The sequence below is a fragment of the Pyrodictium delaneyi genome, assembly GCF_001412615.1.
Taxonomy (GTDB): Archaea; Thermoproteota; Thermoprotei_A; order Sulfolobales; family Pyrodictiaceae; genus Pyrodictium; species Pyrodictium delaneyi.
Genome location: NZ_CP013011.1, coordinates 32552 through 49605, shown reverse-complemented (window position 1 = coordinate 49605; position 17054 = coordinate 32552). Strand labels below are relative to the sequence as shown.

General features: G+C 52.6%; 16 protein-coding genes, 1 tRNA gene and 1 other RNA gene. 13 read left to right on the top strand and 5 right to left on the bottom strand.

Going from position 1 to position 17054, the window contains the following annotated elements:
• The first annotated feature begins 77 nt into the window (after positions 1 to 77).
• The 9 genes from Pyrde_RS10950 to Pyrde_RS00250 all read left to right on the top strand — a co-directional run bounded on the left by Pyrde_RS10950 (position 78) and on the right by Pyrde_RS00250 (position 9673).
• Positions 78 to 386, top strand: a complete 309-nt coding sequence (locus tag Pyrde_RS10950; protein ID WP_055407212.1) for a 30S ribosomal protein S17e — start codon at positions 78 to 80, stop codon at positions 384 to 386.
• 282 nt (positions 387 to 668) lie between these two features.
• Positions 669 to 1280, top strand: coding sequence for a phosphoribosyltransferase (locus Pyrde_RS00285; RefSeq protein WP_055410531.1), 612 nt, complete (start codon positions 669 to 671; stop codon positions 1278 to 1280).
• The gene (locus Pyrde_RS00280) at positions 1216 to 1740 is read left to right on the top strand and encodes a hypothetical protein (RefSeq protein WP_055407211.1); all 525 of its coding nucleotides are present in this window, start codon (positions 1216 to 1218) and stop codon (positions 1738 to 1740) included. Before Pyrde_RS00285 ends, Pyrde_RS00280 begins: the two co-directional genes overlap by 65 nt.
• 471 nt (positions 1741 to 2211) lie before the next feature.
• Positions 2212 to 4053 (top strand): ribosome biogenesis/translation initiation ATPase RLI, encoded by a 1842-nt coding sequence (locus Pyrde_RS00275; protein ID WP_055410529.1) that lies wholly within the window; start codon positions 2212 to 2214, stop codon positions 4051 to 4053.
• A gap of 165 nt (positions 4054 to 4218) precedes the next feature.
• Positions 4219 to 4848 carry a hypothetical protein gene (locus Pyrde_RS00270; RefSeq protein ID WP_055407210.1) on the top strand — a complete coding sequence of 210 codons (630 nt, stop codon included), beginning with the start codon at positions 4219 to 4221 and terminating at the stop codon, positions 4846 to 4848.
• Positions 4849 to 5676: 828 nt separating this feature from the next.
• On the top strand, positions 5677 to 6834 hold the full coding sequence (gene fbp / locus Pyrde_RS00265) for a fructose-1,6-bisphosphate aldolase/phosphatase (protein ID WP_055407209.1): 1158 nt from the start codon (positions 5677 to 5679) through the stop codon (positions 6832 to 6834).
• Positions 6835 to 7031: 197 nt separating this feature from the next.
• A complete protein-coding gene (tpiA, locus tag Pyrde_RS00260; protein ID WP_082419633.1) occupies positions 7032 to 7799 on the top strand; it encodes a triose-phosphate isomerase in 768 nt (255 codons plus the stop codon).
• A 98-nt stretch (positions 7800 to 7897) separates the two neighbouring features.
• Positions 7898 to 7975, top strand: a tRNA-Arg gene (locus Pyrde_RS00255).
• Positions 7976 to 8356: 381 nt separating this feature from the next.
• Positions 8357 to 9673, top strand: a complete 1317-nt coding sequence (locus Pyrde_RS00250) for a S8 family peptidase (RefSeq protein WP_231656755.1) — start codon at positions 8357 to 8359, stop codon at positions 9671 to 9673.
• Between the two features lie 106 nt (positions 9674 to 9779).
• On the opposite strand, the gene Pyrde_RS00245 is transcribed toward Pyrde_RS00250, so the two are convergent.
• Both Pyrde_RS00245 and Pyrde_RS00240 read right to left on the bottom strand, forming a co-directional pair.
• On the bottom strand, positions 9780 to 10106 hold the full coding sequence (locus tag Pyrde_RS00245; protein WP_055407208.1) for a hypothetical protein: 327 nt from the start codon (positions 10104 to 10106) through the stop codon (positions 9780 to 9782).
• Between the two features lie 315 nt (positions 10107 to 10421).
• On the bottom strand, positions 10422 to 11186 hold the full coding sequence (locus tag Pyrde_RS00240) for a nucleoside phosphorylase (RefSeq protein WP_055407207.1): 765 nt from the start codon (positions 11184 to 11186) through the stop codon (positions 10422 to 10424).
• 226 nt (positions 11187 to 11412) lie between these two features.
• Between Pyrde_RS00240 and Pyrde_RS00235 the strand changes: the two genes are divergently transcribed.
• The gene (locus tag Pyrde_RS00235) at positions 11413 to 12255 is read left to right on the top strand and encodes a nitrilase-related carbon-nitrogen hydrolase (RefSeq protein ID WP_143522094.1); all 843 of its coding nucleotides are present in this window, start codon (positions 11413 to 11415) and stop codon (positions 12253 to 12255) included.
• Here Pyrde_RS00235 and Pyrde_RS00230 read toward each other — a convergent pair.
• Positions 12214 to 12561, bottom strand: a complete 348-nt coding sequence (locus tag Pyrde_RS00230; RefSeq protein ID WP_143522095.1) for a DUF7980 family protein — start codon at positions 12559 to 12561, stop codon at positions 12214 to 12216. The two genes, Pyrde_RS00235 and Pyrde_RS00230, sit on opposite strands and share 42 nt — an antisense overlap.
• A 169-nt stretch (positions 12562 to 12730) precedes the next feature.
• Between Pyrde_RS00230 and Pyrde_RS00225 the strand changes: the two genes are divergently transcribed.
• Both Pyrde_RS00225 and Pyrde_RS00220 read left to right on the top strand, forming a co-directional pair.
• Positions 12731 to 14002: an RsmB/NOP family class I SAM-dependent RNA methyltransferase gene (locus Pyrde_RS00225; RefSeq protein ID WP_055407203.1), complete on the top strand. Its 1272-nt coding sequence runs from the start codon at positions 12731 to 12733 to the stop codon at positions 14000 to 14002.
• Positions 14003 to 14095: 93 nt separating this feature from the next.
• Positions 14096 to 14569 carry a hypothetical protein gene (locus tag Pyrde_RS00220; RefSeq protein WP_231656754.1) on the top strand — a complete coding sequence of 158 codons (474 nt, stop codon included), beginning with the start codon at positions 14096 to 14098 and terminating at the stop codon, positions 14567 to 14569.
• Between the two features lie 278 nt (positions 14570 to 14847).
• Here the strand turns inward: Pyrde_RS00220 and ffs are convergent.
• Both ffs and Pyrde_RS00215 read right to left on the bottom strand, forming a co-directional pair.
• Positions 14848 to 15160, bottom strand: an RNA gene (ffs, locus tag Pyrde_RS10330) — signal recognition particle sRNA.
• A gap of 53 nt (positions 15161 to 15213) precedes the next feature.
• Complete coding sequence (locus tag Pyrde_RS00215; RefSeq protein ID WP_055407196.1) at positions 15214 to 15813, bottom strand: hypothetical protein; 600 nt, start codon at positions 15811 to 15813, stop codon at positions 15214 to 15216.
• Positions 15814 to 15959: 146 nt separating this feature from the next.
• Here Pyrde_RS00215 and hemB point away from each other — a divergent pair, with 146 nt between their 5' ends.
• On the top strand, positions 15960 to 16976 hold the full coding sequence (gene hemB, locus Pyrde_RS00210; RefSeq protein ID WP_055407195.1) for a porphobilinogen synthase: 1017 nt from the start codon (positions 15960 to 15962) through the stop codon (positions 16974 to 16976).
• The last annotated feature ends 78 nt before the right edge of the window (positions 16977 to 17054 follow it).

Sequence of the window (17054 nt, the reverse complement as noted above, 5' to 3'; positions counted from 1 at the left end):
TATATAAACCTTACTGTTCCTCGCTCTCCATAAGGTATATCTCCCCGGGGAAGGCAAGGCCTGGCTGGGGGCGCGTAATGGGTAAGGTGCGGATTGGCATCGTCAAGCGTACAGCACGCAAACTCATAACACTGTACCCCGACCTGTTCACAGAGGATTTCGAACACAATAAGCGTGTAGTATCACAGCTCATAGAAACCCCTTCGAAGAAGCTTAGGAACCAGATAGCAGGCTACGTCACCAGATTAGTAAGACTCTACAAGAGGACTGGCCAACTGCAATATCTTATAGAGCAACAGCACGCCGAGGAGACACGTGCTGCACTCTTTGGTCAAGCACAGCAGGAGCAGACGCAACAAGCTACCGAGACTTCTCAGAGCCAGTAATATACCTGCGACTCACTTTACTTCATGCCTAAACAATAGAGTTTACTTCTCTTGCCCGTATTGAATTCCTGCATCGCGTCACCTTCTACTTCTTAGATTTCCAGGGCTAACCAGGATACTGATTGAAGATTTCTCGCCATTACATCATGCTTGAACTACTCCTTATAGGAGATTTATTGTATTCTCTGCCTGGCTATAGTTCTACATGACACGGCTATGCTTTATACCGCCTAGGCGAGAGGCAGCCACACCTGCATAGAGGTGGCGGGGGCCGCCATAGTCATGGTTGACCAGCCTCACCCCGATCCTGTCAAATTTAAGCCTGTCACCTGGCGTGAGGTCGAGGAAGGCTGTGCCAGGATTGCTGAAGAAATCTCTGCTAAAGGCGTAAAGGTCGACGTTATCGTGGGCGTACTAAGGGGCGGGTGGATACCTGCTAGGCTCCTCTCCGATTACCTCGGAACTCCCGCCATGGGAGCGCTAGAGGTCAAGTTCTACCGCGGTATCGGTGAGACCGCTGAGAGGCCTGTCGTTACACAACCGCTAATAGTAGATATTAGGGACAAGGTCGTGCTAGTTGTAGACGATGTAGCTGATACCGGTAAGACGCTCAATATAGCCATAAACTTCCTAACACACTATGGCCCACGCAAGATATTCACCGCGGCACTATACCTCAAGCCATGGTCTATGCATAGGCCGGACTTCTACGCTGAAGAGACGGACGCCTGGATAATATTCCCCTGGGACAAGGCTGAGACCGTTGAGGAACTCGTAAAGAAGAAGGGACTCAGCCTAGAGACAGTATCGAAAATAACAGGTGAGGATATTGAATTCATCAAAAAGATCTTCAACACGCGTAGAATGGGTACAGCTACTACCGGGGATAGGTAGAGTAGCCGTCGAACTTTACTGTACCAGGTATAGTAACGGCCTCGAGGAAGAGCTACGTAGCGCCTGGGATAGGGGAGTACTTGCCTCCATTATACCAGCGAGGCTCGCTAAGAGCTACTGCGCCTGGGAAATAGCGTCAACCATACTAGCAGTTTACACTACACGCATCCAGGGGTACGGTATAGCTAGGAACCCCGGCATAGATGTACTCTTGTATCTTGCTGGCCAGAGGAACATTGCTAAAGTCCTTGAGGAGTATGCGCCCAGGCCTGGAGAGCACGTAGTAATAGCCCTAGCGTACAGCATCAAGGCCGGCGAGGCCGTACCGAGACCGTCAGAGAGACTAGAGCCCGTAGAGAACTGTGTAGATACCGAATGTAGCCATTACCGCTCCAGGGTGACTCGTTTAGCTGTATTCCCTATAGAGGAGCGGATCTACCGCTTCTCGGAGACACTATAGCTCTCTTTTGATTCCCATAGCTAGCCTGGAAAAGTGATGGGGAAACAATTAAAGAAGCTCCGGGAGTAGCTGAAGCGTGGAAGCGATTAACTGTGGTGGCTCACGATGAAGTGGCTCCTTCTAGACGAGGAAGAGGAGTGGTGGGAGGAAGAAGAAGAGGAAGAAGAATGGTGGGAAGAAGAAGAGGAGGAATGGGAAGAGGAGGAGTGGTAAGCTAGCGTCGGCATACCTTGCCTCTCTTCACCGCCTAGCTCCCCGGGCTTTTTGAATGGAAGGCTTACGTTCTTAAACCGAGGAGCGGCTCTGTGCCGTCACCACTCCCCATAGCTAGCCATGGTAGTTGGTCTCTGCCACCGCTCTGTCCTTATACCGGTTTTGCCCCAGAGGAGCTATACCATAGGCTTCTCTGCAGGCGTCTCAGTAGAGTCTTATGAGCCCGTCTGGGCTTGTCCGAAGGCTCGGGGCTGCCCAGTGACTAGGGTCGCCGTCATAGACTACGAGCTTTGTAAGCCCAGTAAGTGCAACAAGGAGTGTATAGCATTCTGCCCCGTAAACCTAACTGGAGGAACTGCTATAGAGATTGACAATGCTCGAAAGAAGCCTGTTATTTATGAAGAGACATGTATAGGCTGCGGTATATGCGTCAAGAAGTGCCCCTTCAAGGCTATAAGCATTGTCAACCTGCCGGATGAGCTAGAGAAGATGCTTGTACACCGTTATGGGAAGAATGGGTTCAAGCTCTACGGGCTGCCGATACCCCGCGAGGGTAAGATACTGGGCGTTATAGGTAAGAATGGAGCAGGTAAGTCTACTGCCCTACGCATACTAGCGGGAGAGCTTAGGCCAAACCTAGGCAGGGTTGAGGACAAACCCCCCGAGTGGGACGAGGTTGTTAGACAGTTCCGTGGCACCGAGCTACAAAACTACTTTAGGATGTTAGCCGAGGGCAAGATAAGAGCTGCTCACAAGATACAGTACGTGGATATGGTTCCGAGGCGCGTGCGTGGTAAGCTCTCCACACTCCTCGAGAAGGCGGATGAACGCGGCATATGGAAGGAGCTAGTCAAGGAGCTTAACCTGTCACACCTCCTTGACCGGGATATACGTCAGCTTAGCGGCGGCGAGCTGCAGCGTTTCCTAGTAGCAGCTGTACTAAGCAAGGATGCGAACCTCTACCTGTTCGACGAGCCTAGTAGCTACCTGGATATACGTGAGCGCATCCGCGTAGCGAGGGTTATACGCCGCTACGTGCCCAGCGGCAGCTACGTAGTTGTCGTAGAGCACGATATAGCTATGCTCGACTACTTGTCTGACCACGTGGTTGTGATGTACGGTGAGCCGGGAGTCTACGGTATAGCCTCAAAACCCTACGGCGTCAGGACAGGGATAAACCACTTCCTCAAGGGCTACTTGCCTGCAGAGAACATGAGGATAAGAAGCGAGCCCATAAAATACACTATCAGCTTCACTCAGCAACAAGAGGTACAGCAGACCCGCCGCTACATAGGCTGGAGCCGGCTAGTAGTACGCCTAGACGGCTTCACCCTAGAAGCAGAGCCCGGCGAACTCCACGAGGGAGAAGTGCTCGGCGTAGTCGGGCCCAACGGCATAGGCAAGACCACATTCGTACGCACTCTAGCCGGCGAGCTCGAGCCAGCCGAGGGCAACATAGACAAGCCCGAGGGCCAGCTACGGATAAGCTACAAGCCACAGTACGTGAATCCTGAAAATCTCGGAGGCGACGCCACAGTCGAGCAGCTACTGAGAGAGGCTAACCCCTCCACTCTCTCGCCGGGCTCCTGGCTCAACGTAGAGATTGTTAGGAGGCTGCGAGTAGACAGGCTGCTCGACCGGAGAATAGCCGAGCTTAGCGGCGGCGAGCTACAGAAAGTGGCTGTTGCCGTAGCACTGGCACGAGAGGCCGATATATACCTCCTTGACGAGCCCTCGGCATACCTTGACGTAGAGGAGAGGCTGTCTGTTGCCAAGGCTATCCGCCGGCTAACAGAGGCACGCGGCGCTGCAGCCATAATAGTAGAACACGACATCGCCGTACAAGACTACATAGCTAGCCGCATACTAGTGTTCACGGGTACGCCTGGAAGCCACGGCAAGGCTTCGAAGCCACTACCACTCCCCGAGGGAATGAATCTGTTCCTACGAGAACTCGGCATAACTATACGGAAGGACCCTGAGACCGGCCGTCCACGGATAAACAAGGAGGACAGCTTCCTAGACCGTATGCAGAAACGTCTAGGCAAGTACTACTACATACCGAGGCCTGGCGAGAAGGAGGAGAAGGAAGAAGAATAGCCCCATAGGGAGTACAGCCTGACAGGATAAGATATGCGCCCTGACAGGAAACAACCATGCTGATACCAGGTCCACCAGGTACACATCTCTTTTCAGGAGGAGCAGGCTTTCATATCCACAAAGCCATCATTCCACACCTCCCCCTCCCAATGGGAGCTAGGGGTTATGCAGCCACAACAGCGGCGACAACAACGACTAGCAACTCTCAACGAGCTACTTCTCCCTCTGCTAAGAGGAGCTAGACGTTACTATGCAGCATGGAGGATAATAAACCCGCTACTAGCCGGAGTATCCAGGCTAGATCAGACAAGCGACTATACAATAACAGTCCTCACACTCCACCTACCTGCGAGTAACCCCCTAGTACTAGCACTCTATACGAGCACACAAGAGAGCCGTCCTGTCTCGCCAAGCCAGCTCCTACGCAGGATACGACGTCTCCGTCAACACGTAGCCAAGCTGCGAGGAAAGGTTTTCACCTCCGGAGACATAGTGTACATCCTCTACGCACCAAGAGGCTACACTAGGGGCGCAAAGAGGCTAGCAAGAATAGAGGCAGTAAACATAGTCAACAGGGTTGAGGACGCCTTGAAAACACTGGCACGCTACATAGGGAGACGGCTTTCCCGCTTAACACAGAAGCTTATAGGCAAAAGAATCTGGGGAGAACTACCCCTACTCGTATACGCCCTTCAAGAACTCGCATCAACCATAGGTCAAGCCATCACAATCATAAGCAGAGATCAGGCAATCAGGCTAGCCGAGCAAGGAGGACTACTACGTATAAGCACATGAACACATATTAATTCTTCTTCAGATACCTGTATCGAAGCATGCTTTATAACCCTTAGAAGCCTCATTAACTTCCTGACGAAGACCCGTTTCTAGATCTAAATCACTCCGATCAATGAACACCACCGCTAGTTGTCGTCCTCACCATTGCTATATTGAGACACGCTCTAACAGACTAGTTACTAGCTATACTGAACACTAGACCGCAGAAACAATATTTGTAATACTTCACTTAGAAATTTATATAATCTGCTGAAATTATACTGCGAATCCCTATACTTTTACACTATATTATGCTACAATTGCATGACAGCCAAACTGCTATGTTACTATTATTATGCCTATCCTGTGCAGTGCAATGCATAGTTAGCAGATTATCGCCTGTAGTACCTATGTCTCCAGGTCCCTATCGCCTGACCAGCCAGTAACTCCATGTATACTATAAGCTTGAAATCTAACACTTAACCTGGAAATATGGTATAATGAAATACCTTGCTGCAGAACACTGTAGAGGTCTTTGCCTGACAGGCTATCGTGACTCACCCACCATGCATGTTTCATCGCCTGTCCATTAGAAAAAGACTTCATTCAAATCTACTCGCTAGTATATTCAAAAGTACTTCTTATAAAAGATAACAAGATGCCTAGGGTTACTTCAGCCTAGGGTATTGCCCTACTCTTCTTTACCCATCTTCTTTATCTAGCAAAATCTCTTATAGCTATTGTCTATAGCTATAGTGGTGTTGTTAATGAGACATAACAGCATGTAGTTGAGCCACGAAAGGGGCTTATACAACCGGAGCCGAAGATAGGCTACCTGGTGCCAGGGTTATGAGCAACGAGAAGCTTGTAACAGTCAGCGTGATAAAGGCAGACATTGGTAGCATTGCAGGCCACCACAAGGTACACCCAGACACTATGGCTGCTGCCGCCCGCGTCCTGGCAGAGGCTAAGAGGAAGGGCCTGATAATTGACTACTATGTGACACACGTGGGTGACGACCTAGAGCTAATAATGACACATCGCAAGGGTGTAGACAATCCTGACATACACGGCCTAGCCTGGGACGCATTCAAGAAGGCTGCAGAAGTAGCTAAGGAGCTAGGCCTCTACGCCGCTGGCCAGGACCTCCTAAGCGATGCATTCTCTGGCAACGTACGCGGCCTAGGCCCGGGAGTAGCAGAGATGGAGTTCGAAGAGAGGCCGAGCGAGCCTATAGTAGTGTTCATGGCTGACAAGACAGAGCCTGGTGCATTCAACTTCCCAATATTCAGGATATTCGCTGACCCCTTCAACACAGCTGGTCTCGTGATCGACCCCAAGATGCATGACGGTTTCAAGTTTGAAGTGTTGGACCTCTATGAGGGTAAATACGTGATACTAAACGCGCCTGAGGAGATGTATGATCTACTAGCGCTCATAGGTACGCCGAGCCGCTATGTGATTAAGAGAGTATACAGGAAGCGTGACGACGAGATAGCGGCTGTGGTAAGCAGTGAGAAGCTCAACATGATAGCAGGCCGCTATGTGGGCAAGGACGATCCCGTAGCAATTGTACGTGCGCAGAGCGGATTCCCTGCAGTAGGCGAGATACTAGAACCCTTCAGCTTTCCACACCTCGTAGCAGGCTGGATGAGAGGCAGCCACTGGGGCCCACTAATGCCTGTAAGCCTACGTGACGCCAAGTGTACTAGGTTCGACGGCCCGCCCAGAATAGTAGCGCTAGGCTTCAACGTGACCAGGGGCAGACTCATAGGCCCCGTAGACCTCTTCGACGACCCAGCATTCGACGAGGCACGCCGTCTAGCACAGCAGATAGCAGACTACATGAGACGCCATGGCCCATTCATGCCGCACAGGCTAAGCCCCGAGGACATGGAGTATACTACAATGCCACAAGTGCTAGAGAAGCTCAAGAACCGCTTCGTAGAAGCTAAGGACTATACTAAAGCTGGGCAGGGCAGAACCCAGGGCGAGACCTACGAGTAACTCTTCCTTGTCCGTTTTTACCTCACTAACAAGAGAGACAACAAGACAACCGGATCTTATCCTAAGGTATCTTCGCTTATCGTGTACAGCTATATTCTGTAATAGAAGCTTTATTCGTAGACCATGGAAAGATGTCTAGGCGTCCAAGACCCGACGCGGGTATGCCCTCTAAAAAGACTCATGGGGGCGTACAAGCCATGGGTACAGTTCTACTCTCATCGCTCCACGCGTACTATACATCCCGCAGAGAAGCATCGAGGAACTATAAGGGTGTGCCAGTGTTAGCTGTTAACTACAAGGCTTATCCCTCAGCCTTTGGCGAAACTGGGCTAGCAATAGCACTTACAGCCGAGAAGCTCGCAGAGGAATACAATGGTATAGTACGATTCATACTAGCCGTACCGGCTACCGAGATCACGCGAATAAGCGAATCAACAGACAAGGTAGTGGTCTATGCGCAGCACGCTGATCCGATAGAGCCTGGTGCCTATACCGGCTACCTCCCCCTAGAGGCTTTGAAAGAAGCAGGCGCGAAGGGTACCCTGTTAAACCATAGCGAGCATCGCATTAGGTTGAGTGATATAGACGTACTAGTCAGGCGTGCTACTCAGCTAGGCCTCGAGACGCTTGTCTGCGCAGATACACCAACAGCTGCAGCTGCAGTAGCAATACTATCTCCTACGATAATAGCCATAGAGCCCCCTGAACTAATAGGCACTGGAGTATCAGTCTCAAAAGCGAAGCCCGAAGTCGTGACATCAACTATACAGCTAGTGCGTATGGTGAACCCGGATGTACCAATACTAGCAGGGGCAGGCATAACAACTGGAGAAGATGCGGCTGCAGCCCTAAAGCTTGGCGCTAATGGCGTTCTAGTAGCATCAGCAGTAATGAAGGCACAAGATCCCGAAGCAAAACTCCTAGAGCTAGCTGAAGCTCTTGCAAAAGCAGCAGAAAAGAGCTAGAACCGATAACTCCTCCTAGGGAGCAAAGGAGTAATAGAACCCCACCAGGCAACGGCATAGTACACTCGGGGATCCACTCCAGCCTGCCAGGAATGGCTGGGCCCGTAGCTCAGCCAGGATAGAGCGCCGGCCTCCGGAGCCGGAGGTCCCGGGTTCAAATCCCGGCGGGCCCGCCACAAACATATCATATAGTCTAATCGTCCACTATACCATTGATGCCTCCTCTAAGATTTTACCAGTACTGTGCTGTGTTCTGGCAATCTTCCTGTAGGACTGGTATCAGAGGGTTACTTCTATCACGCCGTTCAGTCGGCTAATATACATTGTCCCCAAGCCCGCGAATTATCTGGCATGCAATAATCATCTCTAATTGTTGTGAATGGCTTAGGCTTGGTCTTTGCACCTTTCTCGAATCCCACAACATGATTGATAACTCAATTAACATAAGGTTTGCGGCGTGGTCGTGTTATATAGTGTGTAAACATAAAAAGTAAAAATGTCTAGCAGGCTCGAATCTTAGTAGAGCTGTTCTGCAAAACCATATAGGGGGAGGAATCGTGAGTTTGAAGACAAGAATTGTTGCATCAATACTGCTCTTAGCAGTATTAGTCAGCACGTCGGTTATGATGCCGCTAACAACGGCTTATGCTGCATCGTCGTCAGTTACATTGATTCTAAGGATCGACAAGGCTCAGTTCAACTCACGTGCAGTAGAAGCTTTGGGTGGCAAGCTGATATACGTAGCAGACCTAGCACCAGTCGCGATAGTAAGTGTGCCCGGGAAAGCCGTTGGCCTGCTGAAGAAGCTTCCCGGTGTACTGCATGTATCCATGGATGGTGAAGTAAAGACGTTGGAAGTTAAGGTAAATGCTCCTCCTGTAGGGCGTGGTCCTGCGAAGAGCCAGCCAGCAGAGACTCTACCTTGGGGTGTGGACTACATTGACGCAGAAAAGGTGTGGCCACTAGGCATAAACGGCTTCGTAGACGTCAACGGTGACGGCGACAGCGAGATAGAGGTGGCCATCATAGATACTGGTGTAGACAGGGATCACCCGGACCTAGCGGCCAACATAAAGTGGGGCATATCTGTGCTCAACGGTAGGATAACAGAGAACTTCGATGACATAAACGGTCATGGCACCCACGTGGCGGGGACTATAGCAGCTCTTGACAACGACATAGGCGTGGTGGGTGTTGCCCCCGGTGTGGAGGTATACATGATAAAAGCTCTCAATAATGGCGGTATGGGTCAGTGGAGCGACCTGATAATAGCCATAGACATGGCAGTGAAGGGTCCTGATGGTGTAATAGACGCTGACGGTGATGGCGTGATAGTGGGCGACCCTGAGGACGATGCACCCGAGGTAATAAGCATGAGTCTAGGCGGCCCTGACCCGCCGCCAGAGCTTCACGACATAATAAAAGCTGCCTACGACTACGGCATAGTAATAGTGGCCGCTGCTGGCAATGAGGGCGCCGACACTCCAAGCTATCCAGCCGCTTATCCTGAGGTAATAGCTGTAGGTGCTGTGGACGAGAACGGTACAGTACCCGACTGGAGCAACAGAAACCCAGAGGTGGCTGCTCCTGGCGTAGATATTCTCAGCACTTATCCCGACGACACTTATGAGACCCTAAGCGGTACAAGTATGGCAACACCTCATGTCTCAGGAACAGTGGCGCTGATACAAGCTGCCAGATTAGCAAATGGTCTACCGTTGCTACCGCCCGGCACGGAGACTGATATGGACACATCAACGATCAGAGGTATACTCCATGTGACAGCTGTGGATGCCGGAGCCGTAGGCTACGATGAACTATATGGTTATGGTATAATAAATGCCTATGAGGCGGTCAATGCAGCCCTACAGTAGGGTACTTACATATAGTAGCTGTGCTCTGCTTATTATTTTTCATAGGAACTTGCGTAGCGTGGCTAGTGCAATAATGAAGCAGTATGCTACAAAACTTGAGTAATGGCTAGCCTCCTCCTCTCATAAGTAGTATGTACACGGCCTCGCAGAGCCAGTCACAACCCCTAGAGATCCTCACCTCTAATCCGACAGCACCCCAGCCACGTTTCACCGCCTCCTCAGCGAGCGCGCCTAGCGCTCTCACCATCTCTGATGCATCCTCGGCCCATACACGTGCCCGGAGGATGCAGCCCCTACAAGATGCTACTAGAGTCCCATCAGTCCACTCGACCCTACAGTCCCTTGCCTTGAGGCCTTCATAGAGGTCTTCGACTATCCTATCGACGCTGGTAAGCCATGTAACGCGTCTGTCGCATAGTATGAGGTCTACCATCGAGCTTCCTCACCGTTAGTTCCCACCACACAGCCTTTAAGGGCCTTAAAGGCGGCGGGGTGTAGACACCTTCAGCTCTATCAAGCGCTCCAGGCCATCTTCGTCTCTGGTGTGGTAGCCGCCGAGACCAGCAGCATGTGCGGGCTTTCCTAAACAGTGGTTTGGCGCTGCATCTCCTGCAGGACTTGGCTGATAATGTAGCGGTATGTGGTCCTGCGGTATCTGGTATAGCGATAGCGTTGGATAGGTTAGGTAGGGGCTGCTGTGGCTCTGACCTCTAAGTATAATGCAAGCATAATGCGGAGTGGAGCAAGCCTAAGCTTCTGATAGAGTTCTTATAGCTGCCATTACTACCTCTCTTTCTATTCTCCTCTCCTTGTCTCCGTGTACGTTCCACTTTATGCCCCATTCCTTTCCGTGTAGCTCATCTGTTATGACGAGTGCTATGCCTAGTTCGACCCTCCTATACATGGCTATGGCCATTAGTGCGGTGCTCTCCATGTCCACGGCTAGGACTCCCATGGAGCTGTACCTCTGGACCTTGTCCCGGGTTTCACGGAAGATTGCGTCGGTCGACCATACGCCGCCCGTGTGTAGCTTTACTCTCAGCCGTTCGGCTGTGCGGCCTAGCTCATGTTGTAGGATCCTGGTTATTCTCTGGCCCGGCCTTGGCACCACGTATGGGGGTAGGTAATGGTAGCTTGTTCCCTCCTCTCTTACACCCCATGTTGGCACTACTATGTCGTACACCCTTACGCTCGGATGCACAGCGCCAGCGGCGCCATAGACTATGAACTCTCTAGCACCCATAGCTATCAGTAGTTCTAGCGCCATGGCTGAGGCTGGCGCGCCGAAGTAGAGCTGTACAATACAGATAGTCTTGCCCCTATATATGCCCTTTATGCTCCGGAGAACAGGTACCCCTCCCAGATCCACCTCTTCAACATCTTCTAGTATCTCTTTGCCTATGTCGAGTGGTGTGCCCCAAAAGGCGAGGAGAACCCCGTCACATGGAGACTTGGAGCCGTTTACCCATTCTTCGGGCTTGATGACGGGTTCTCCACGCCCCAGGCTTATCATCAATGCTGGAGGCCTCCAGGGGGCTTCAGCTAGGCTACAATGGTAGTCCTTCTTTATATATTGGGGTTACGTCTGTAACTCTAATGTTCCCGTCATTCAGTGAAGTATTATCTCAGGACGCCTCTGTGCTCCCCTAGTAATCGTAGCGCAGGGAGACGGCTCTGGGCAGGCATTTAGCCTGTGTCTGGCCGTGGTTGTGTCAGCAGAGATAGTTCGGTGGTCTCTGTTGCAGGCTAGGCTTGGTATTCTCCAGTATATGCCGGGCTATAGTCCCAGAGAAAGCGGTGTACGTGTTAGGGAGCTGCTTGGCAGTGCTCGTGTTGAGGCGGATGTTGTTCTGCTTCCCGAGTATGCTAATGTCTACCCTGCGGGTGTCCCGGCGGGGGAGCTGCGCCGGAGGGCGGAGAGCCTCGAGGAGAGCATCTTCGCCGAAGCCCTTGAGTGGGCTGCAGTGGAGTACGGTGTCCATGTTTTCTCGGGGTTCCTCGAGAGAAGTGGTGACTGTGTGTACAGCTCTGTAGTCATGGTGCGGCCGGGTGGCGGTGTAGAGGTTGTCTACCGGAAGAATGTGCTCTTTGATGCTCTGGGCTACCGGGAGTCCAGTGTTCTGTGCCGTGGCGATAAGCCGCCCAGCCTGGTTGAAGTAGCAGGGCTCCGTGTTGGTGTCATCGTGTGTTTTGAGCTTCGGTTCCCTGAGATGGCTAGGAGCCTTGCTCTCCAGGGCGCTGAGCTGGTCTTGGTTCCAGCTGCCTGGTACCGTGGCTCGGGTAAGGAGGAGCAGCTTCGCTTCCTAGCTCAAGCCAGGGCTTCAGAAAACACAGTGTACCTGGCTATAGCCTCGATGACGGGGCCCGATTTCGTGGGGCGGAGTATGCTAGTAGACCCCATGGGTTTCGTTGTTCTTGACGCGGGAACTAGAGAGGTTTACGTTGAGGGTATGGTTGACATGGACTATCTGCGTGAGGTGCGGAGGGCGCTACCACTCCTTGAACTGCAGCCTGTAGCTAATCAAGCTATGGAGCGTGCTCTAGAGGAGGCCGAGTCTGCCGAGGATGAGCGCGGCAACTAACGTGTAGAGGGCACCCATAACCATCATCTTGGCTAGCGTCTTGCGGTCAATCTTTCTTGCTACCGTTCCGCTGACGCCGAGTGCCAGTAGATAGAGGCCTAGGATATTGGACGCCATGTAGCCGATGTAGAAGCCTACTAGCTGGTCGACTCCGAGCAGTGTGTTTAATAGCCATGCAGTTGCGACGGCTATCGGTATGTTCACGAATACGTCATTCCACCATGATAACGGGCTTAGTATATAGCCTACTACTGCTAGGAGGGCCCAGATGAGCCGCCTACTTGGCTGCTGTAGTCTGGCAGGCATTATCACTCACCACGCTTCGGAGAACACTGAATAGCCGGGTATCACTGCCACGTAAAACGATCTCTAAGTATACTAGTTAGGGTCTTGCTTATGTTTGTTGCTAGCTAGGCTCTCGAAGGTACGGGTTCAAGTGGTGTGTAAAGGGTAATGCAGGTTAGGGGATGGTACTATGGTTCTGCCAGAAGAGGTTGCAGCACGAATACTGTCAGAGACTGTGCGTCACCGCGCCTCCCTACGCGATACAGCAACGAGGTTCTTCTCGCGGAACCCGGAGCTGGACTATATGAAGCCAATAGTGAGGGTATTGACGCTAGGTGTGGCGCGGAACTATATGTTGCTAGACAAGGTGCTAGAGAGTTTAGGCTACGGGCCTCCTAGCCACTCGACGCGCTGGATGCTCGCAAGGATACTAGTCTACGAGGCGCTGAGCGATAAGCTCAAACCTACAAGGGCGCGAAAGCTGGCTCCTAGGGCCGGGTTAGATGCTGACAAGATACTCGAGCTGAGGGGCGCCGAGCCGCAGGAGTTCGTACGAGGCCTCGGCGGGGTCGAGAAGCTTAGCGTACTATACAGCTTCCCACGCTGGATGGTAGAGGAGCTGCTCGGAGCAGAAATTCCCGAGTTACCTAGGTTGCTAGAGTCGCTGAATCAAGATCCTACGCGCTGGATACGTGTGAAGCCCGAGGTAGACATCGAGTGGCTTCGTGAGAGGCTCCGAGGCCAAGGGGTTGAGATAGAGCCTGACAGAGACTTGCCAGACATTGCCCGCATAGTGTCGGGCGACTCCAAGGCGACTCGCACGGAGGAGTACCAGAAGGGTCTCTACATACTGCAGGACAAGGCCTCGGCGCTAGTCTCCTGGGTTGCACGGCCCCGGGATAGTGTGGCAGTAGACCCTACGGCTGGCGCTGCGGTGAAGGCGAGCCACATGGCGTGGCTCGGGGCGCGCTACGTGGTAGCAGGTGATGTCAAGCCTGAGCGTATACGTGAGGCTAGGCGCACGTTAAGCCGACTGGCAGTAGGCCACATAATTGACCTCGTAGCCGGGGATGCACGGCAGCCATACCTCCGCGGGTTTGATGTAACTGTTGTAGACCCGCCTTGCAGCGATATAGGCAGGCTTCAATACGAGCCGGAGGTAAAGCTCTGGCTCACCCGTGGAGATATACACTACTTCCGTAGGCTTCAACTCCGTATAGTCTCAGCAGTTGTCGAGGCAGCGCTGCCTGGTAGCACAATAGTGTATAGCGTCTGCACGCTAACCCGTAGTGAAACTATATGGGTTATAAGGAGGCTACTTGAACGTCACAGTGACGTCGAGATTGTGGAGCCGGAGCCGGTGCTAGGCGAGAAACCACGCCGCTTACCCCGGAGCCAGCGCCTACTACCGCACTTACACAAGACACAAGGCTTCTTCATAGCTAAGCTAGTCAAGCTATAGTATAAATCCTCGTATCCTAAACTCTACACATGCCGGTAGCGTGAAGACTAGAGTGCTAGAAGCGGTGAAGCTGTGAGGGGAGACTCATTGTCTATGCAGATATCAGTCAAGTATGACGACGTCTATAACGCGCTCGAGACGCTGCGCGGTATAAGGCTGCGTGGAAGCATTCAAGGTCCACCCCTCTCGAAGCTGCCGCTACGCGAGATAGTGGAGAAGGGTCTAGGTCACGCAGTGCTAGGCTCGGAGGAGTATAGAGGCTCACGTATAGTAGGCGTAAGAATTACAGACAATCTTTACCTAATATGCCACTTTGGTACCGAAGAGCCCGACGATTTCTGTGTGGCATTGGAAGCCGAGAACGCCTGGGGCCGCGTAGTAGAGGCTGCAGACAAGCTTTCGAGACTCATGAAGGAGTCCTACACGTTGACATTATCGGCTATAATTCATGCACTCCAAGGAATAATATCAAGCGAAGAGGAGGAGATCGAGGAGATAAGCGACCCAGACCAAGTGATAGAGGAACTACTAACATGGTTGCCGGAATACGTTGCTGTCACAGAGTAATGTCTTGTAGGAATTATTAGTAGATAACGTTACCTAGTTTTGATGATATAGAGTCTTAGGAAGTCTTAGGAGCGTAGAGGGTGTGCCCCATCAGCGGGGCCTGGAACGGATACCCGGGGTCATCCCCCAGGCGCCGCTACGCGGCGCAGTCGCCCGGGCGATACCCGGGCCATCTTCTAGAGGAGAGAATGGGCTGTCTCTTATTTTCTAAGTGATATATGCGTCCAGGAACGAGAATATTGACGTTGTGAGTTGTTTGCCCAGGTTTGCCGAGGGCCCGCGCGGCCCCCGCACGCCAGCCACGACGGCGCCGCGGCAGGGGGCCCGGCCGTTGCCTCACCCCGCACCCCCGCGAACGCCGGGCGTCCGGGGTTAGGTTGCTCCCTTCCGGGCCTGGCCTGTTTCCCCCGGTAAGGGCGGTAGCCTCCCTCCCTCCGGAGGGGGCTCCGCCGCCGCCGGCCCCGCGGGACGGGGGTCATTGGTCGGCCGGGTCTGCCGTGGACCGCCGTGGCCAGCGTGCGGGTTACTGGCCCCCGCATTACGCCCATTTCGGGGCTCGGGGGAGGGCGAGCCCCCAGCCCTACCCGCGCGGAGCCCTTTTCGGCCCCTCTACGCCATGACTCTATTGTACCCTTTTAGGGGCTTTATGTAGTTATGTCTGGGGCTAACATGTCGCTGACGAGCCATGAGAGTATGTGCCACCAGCCATAGTGTAGAAGAGGGCCCAGGCATGGTCCCTCTGTGAGGGAGCAGGCAGCTCTAACAAGTCTGCCCGATAATAGTGCTAGAGGCGCTACTGGCTTCGTAGTCTCCGGCTTCTTGGCAGTACTCATCTCGTCAAGTAGTCGCACTTCTGCGTCTAGCCCCTTCGCGGCTACGAGCTTCCTTATCAATTCTAAGTCATAGTGCTGTGCGTCCAGGAGCCGTTTCGCACGTAGGGCGACGAGCATGACGCTATCTAGTCTGCGCTTATCCAGTTCGGCGATTATGGCTGAAGCTGTAACGTAGGGCGGCACTAGTACGGCGTCTACGCCATACTCTTTTAAGCTTAACCAGTGGCCTCCACGCGTAAACATGAGCAAGTATACACGCCTACAGTTACGGCATCCTGTGAACTTCTTCAGCGATACTGCTTCCACGTCCACGTCGCCTAGTAGACGTACTTGCTCTACTAGCTTGTGTACGCGCTCGCTCTCCGAAGGGTCACCCGGCTCATGGTAGACAACTATGAACTTGGCTGTCATGAGGTTCCTACCCTTCTCTAGGCGGCCTCACGGCAGCTCTAGGCTGGCTATCCTCAATTAATGCTGTGGTAGCACGTATATCCCCGTGGACATAGTCTAGGATACTACATGTGAATCCCTACAGGGACTAGGGCTGGTGCTCAGCCGTGCCCCTCTTCCCCGAGCTACGTCCCCGCCGGCTGCGCTTGACGAAGAGCATAAGGGATCTAGTAGCAGAGACAACACTCACCGTAAACGATCTGATATACCCGGTGTTCGTCCGTGAGGGTATAAGCGAGCCCGAGCCCATAGACGCGATGCCTGGTCAGTACCGTTATCCTGTGGAGAAGGTCACAGACATAGTTTCCAAGGCCCTAGAGCTAGGAGTCAAGGCCATAATACTATTTGGTATACCGCCAGCTGAGAAGAAGGATCATATGGGGACACCAGCCTATGACCCTAAGGGCCCTGTACCAAAGGCAGTTAAGACTATACGCCGCGAGTTCGGCGAAGAGCCAGTAATCTTCACAGACGTTTGCATATGTGGATACACGACCCACGGTCACTGTGGCATACCTGTAGAGAAGCGTGGTAGAAAGCTCATAGACAATGACTCTACACTCAAAGTAATAGCGCGAATGGCGGTGGCACATGCAGAGGCTGGTGCTGACTTCGTAGCACCCTCTGGCATGATGGATGGTATGGTCCAGGCTATACGCGAGGAGTTGGACAAGGAGGGCTTCACAGAAGTCGGCATAATGAGCTACGCTGTTAAGTATGCTAGTGGGTTCTACGGGCCCTTCCGCGCTGCTGCGGAATCAGCGCCAAGGTTTGGAGACAGGAGAAGCTACCAGATGGATCCCAGGAACGCTATGGAGGCGATAAAGGAGGTTATACTAGATATTGAGGAGGGTGCAGACATATTGATGGTTAAGCCGGCTCTAGCCTATCTCGACGTGATAAGGCTAGTCAAGGAGAACTTCCCCCACTATCCTCTAGCAGCGTACAATGTGAGCGGCGAGTACTCAATGGTAAAGGCTGCTGCTGAGAAAGGGTGGATAGACGAGAAGCTAGTAACCCTAGAGATACTCACGGCGATAAAGAGGGCTGGAGCGGACCTAATACTAACATACCATGCACTCGATGTGGCCAAGTGGCTAAAGGAAGGGTACAACCCCTTCTAATATTGTATAACGGATAACGATGCGTGGAGCACTACCATCGAGATCCGTCCATTCGTAGTTTTTAAGAGGCCATTTCCG

What these genes read in the sequence shown, in the direction of transcription:
- Pyrde_RS10950 (WP_055407212.1), top strand. Translation starts at nt 78, where the DNA reads ATGGGTAAGGTGCGGATTGGCATCGTCAAGCGTACAGCACGCAAACTC.
- Pyrde_RS00285 (WP_055410531.1), top strand. Translation starts at nt 669, where the DNA reads ATGGTTGACCAGCCTCACCCCGATCCTGTCAAATTTAAGCCTGTCACC.
- Pyrde_RS00270 (WP_055407210.1), top strand. Translation starts at nt 4,219, where the DNA reads ATGCAGCCACAACAGCGGCGACAACAACGACTAGCAACTCTCAACGAG.
- fbp (WP_055407209.1), top strand. Translation starts at nt 5,677, where the DNA reads ATGAGCAACGAGAAGCTTGTAACAGTCAGCGTGATAAAGGCAGACATT.
- tpiA (WP_082419633.1), top strand. Translation starts at nt 7,032, where the DNA reads ATGGGTACAGTTCTACTCTCATCGCTCCACGCGTACTATACATCCCGC.
- Pyrde_RS00245 (WP_055407208.1), bottom strand. Translation starts at nt 10,106, where the DNA reads ATGGTAGACCTCATACTATGCGACAGACGCGTTACATGGCTTACCAGC.
- Pyrde_RS00240 (WP_055407207.1), bottom strand. Translation starts at nt 11,186, where the DNA reads ATGATAAGCCTGGGGCGTGGAGAACCCGTCATCAAGCCCGAAGAATGG.
- Pyrde_RS00230 (WP_143522095.1), bottom strand. Translation starts at nt 12,561, where the DNA reads ATGCCTGCCAGACTACAGCAGCCAAGTAGGCGGCTCATCTGGGCCCTC.
- Pyrde_RS00225 (WP_055407203.1), top strand. Translation starts at nt 12,731, where the DNA reads ATGGTTCTGCCAGAAGAGGTTGCAGCACGAATACTGTCAGAGACTGTG.
- Pyrde_RS00220 (WP_231656754.1), top strand. Translation starts at nt 14,096, where the DNA reads ATGCAGATATCAGTCAAGTATGACGACGTCTATAACGCGCTCGAGACG.
- Pyrde_RS00215 (WP_055407196.1), bottom strand. Translation starts at nt 15,813, where the DNA reads ATGACAGCCAAGTTCATAGTTGTCTACCATGAGCCGGGTGACCCTTCG.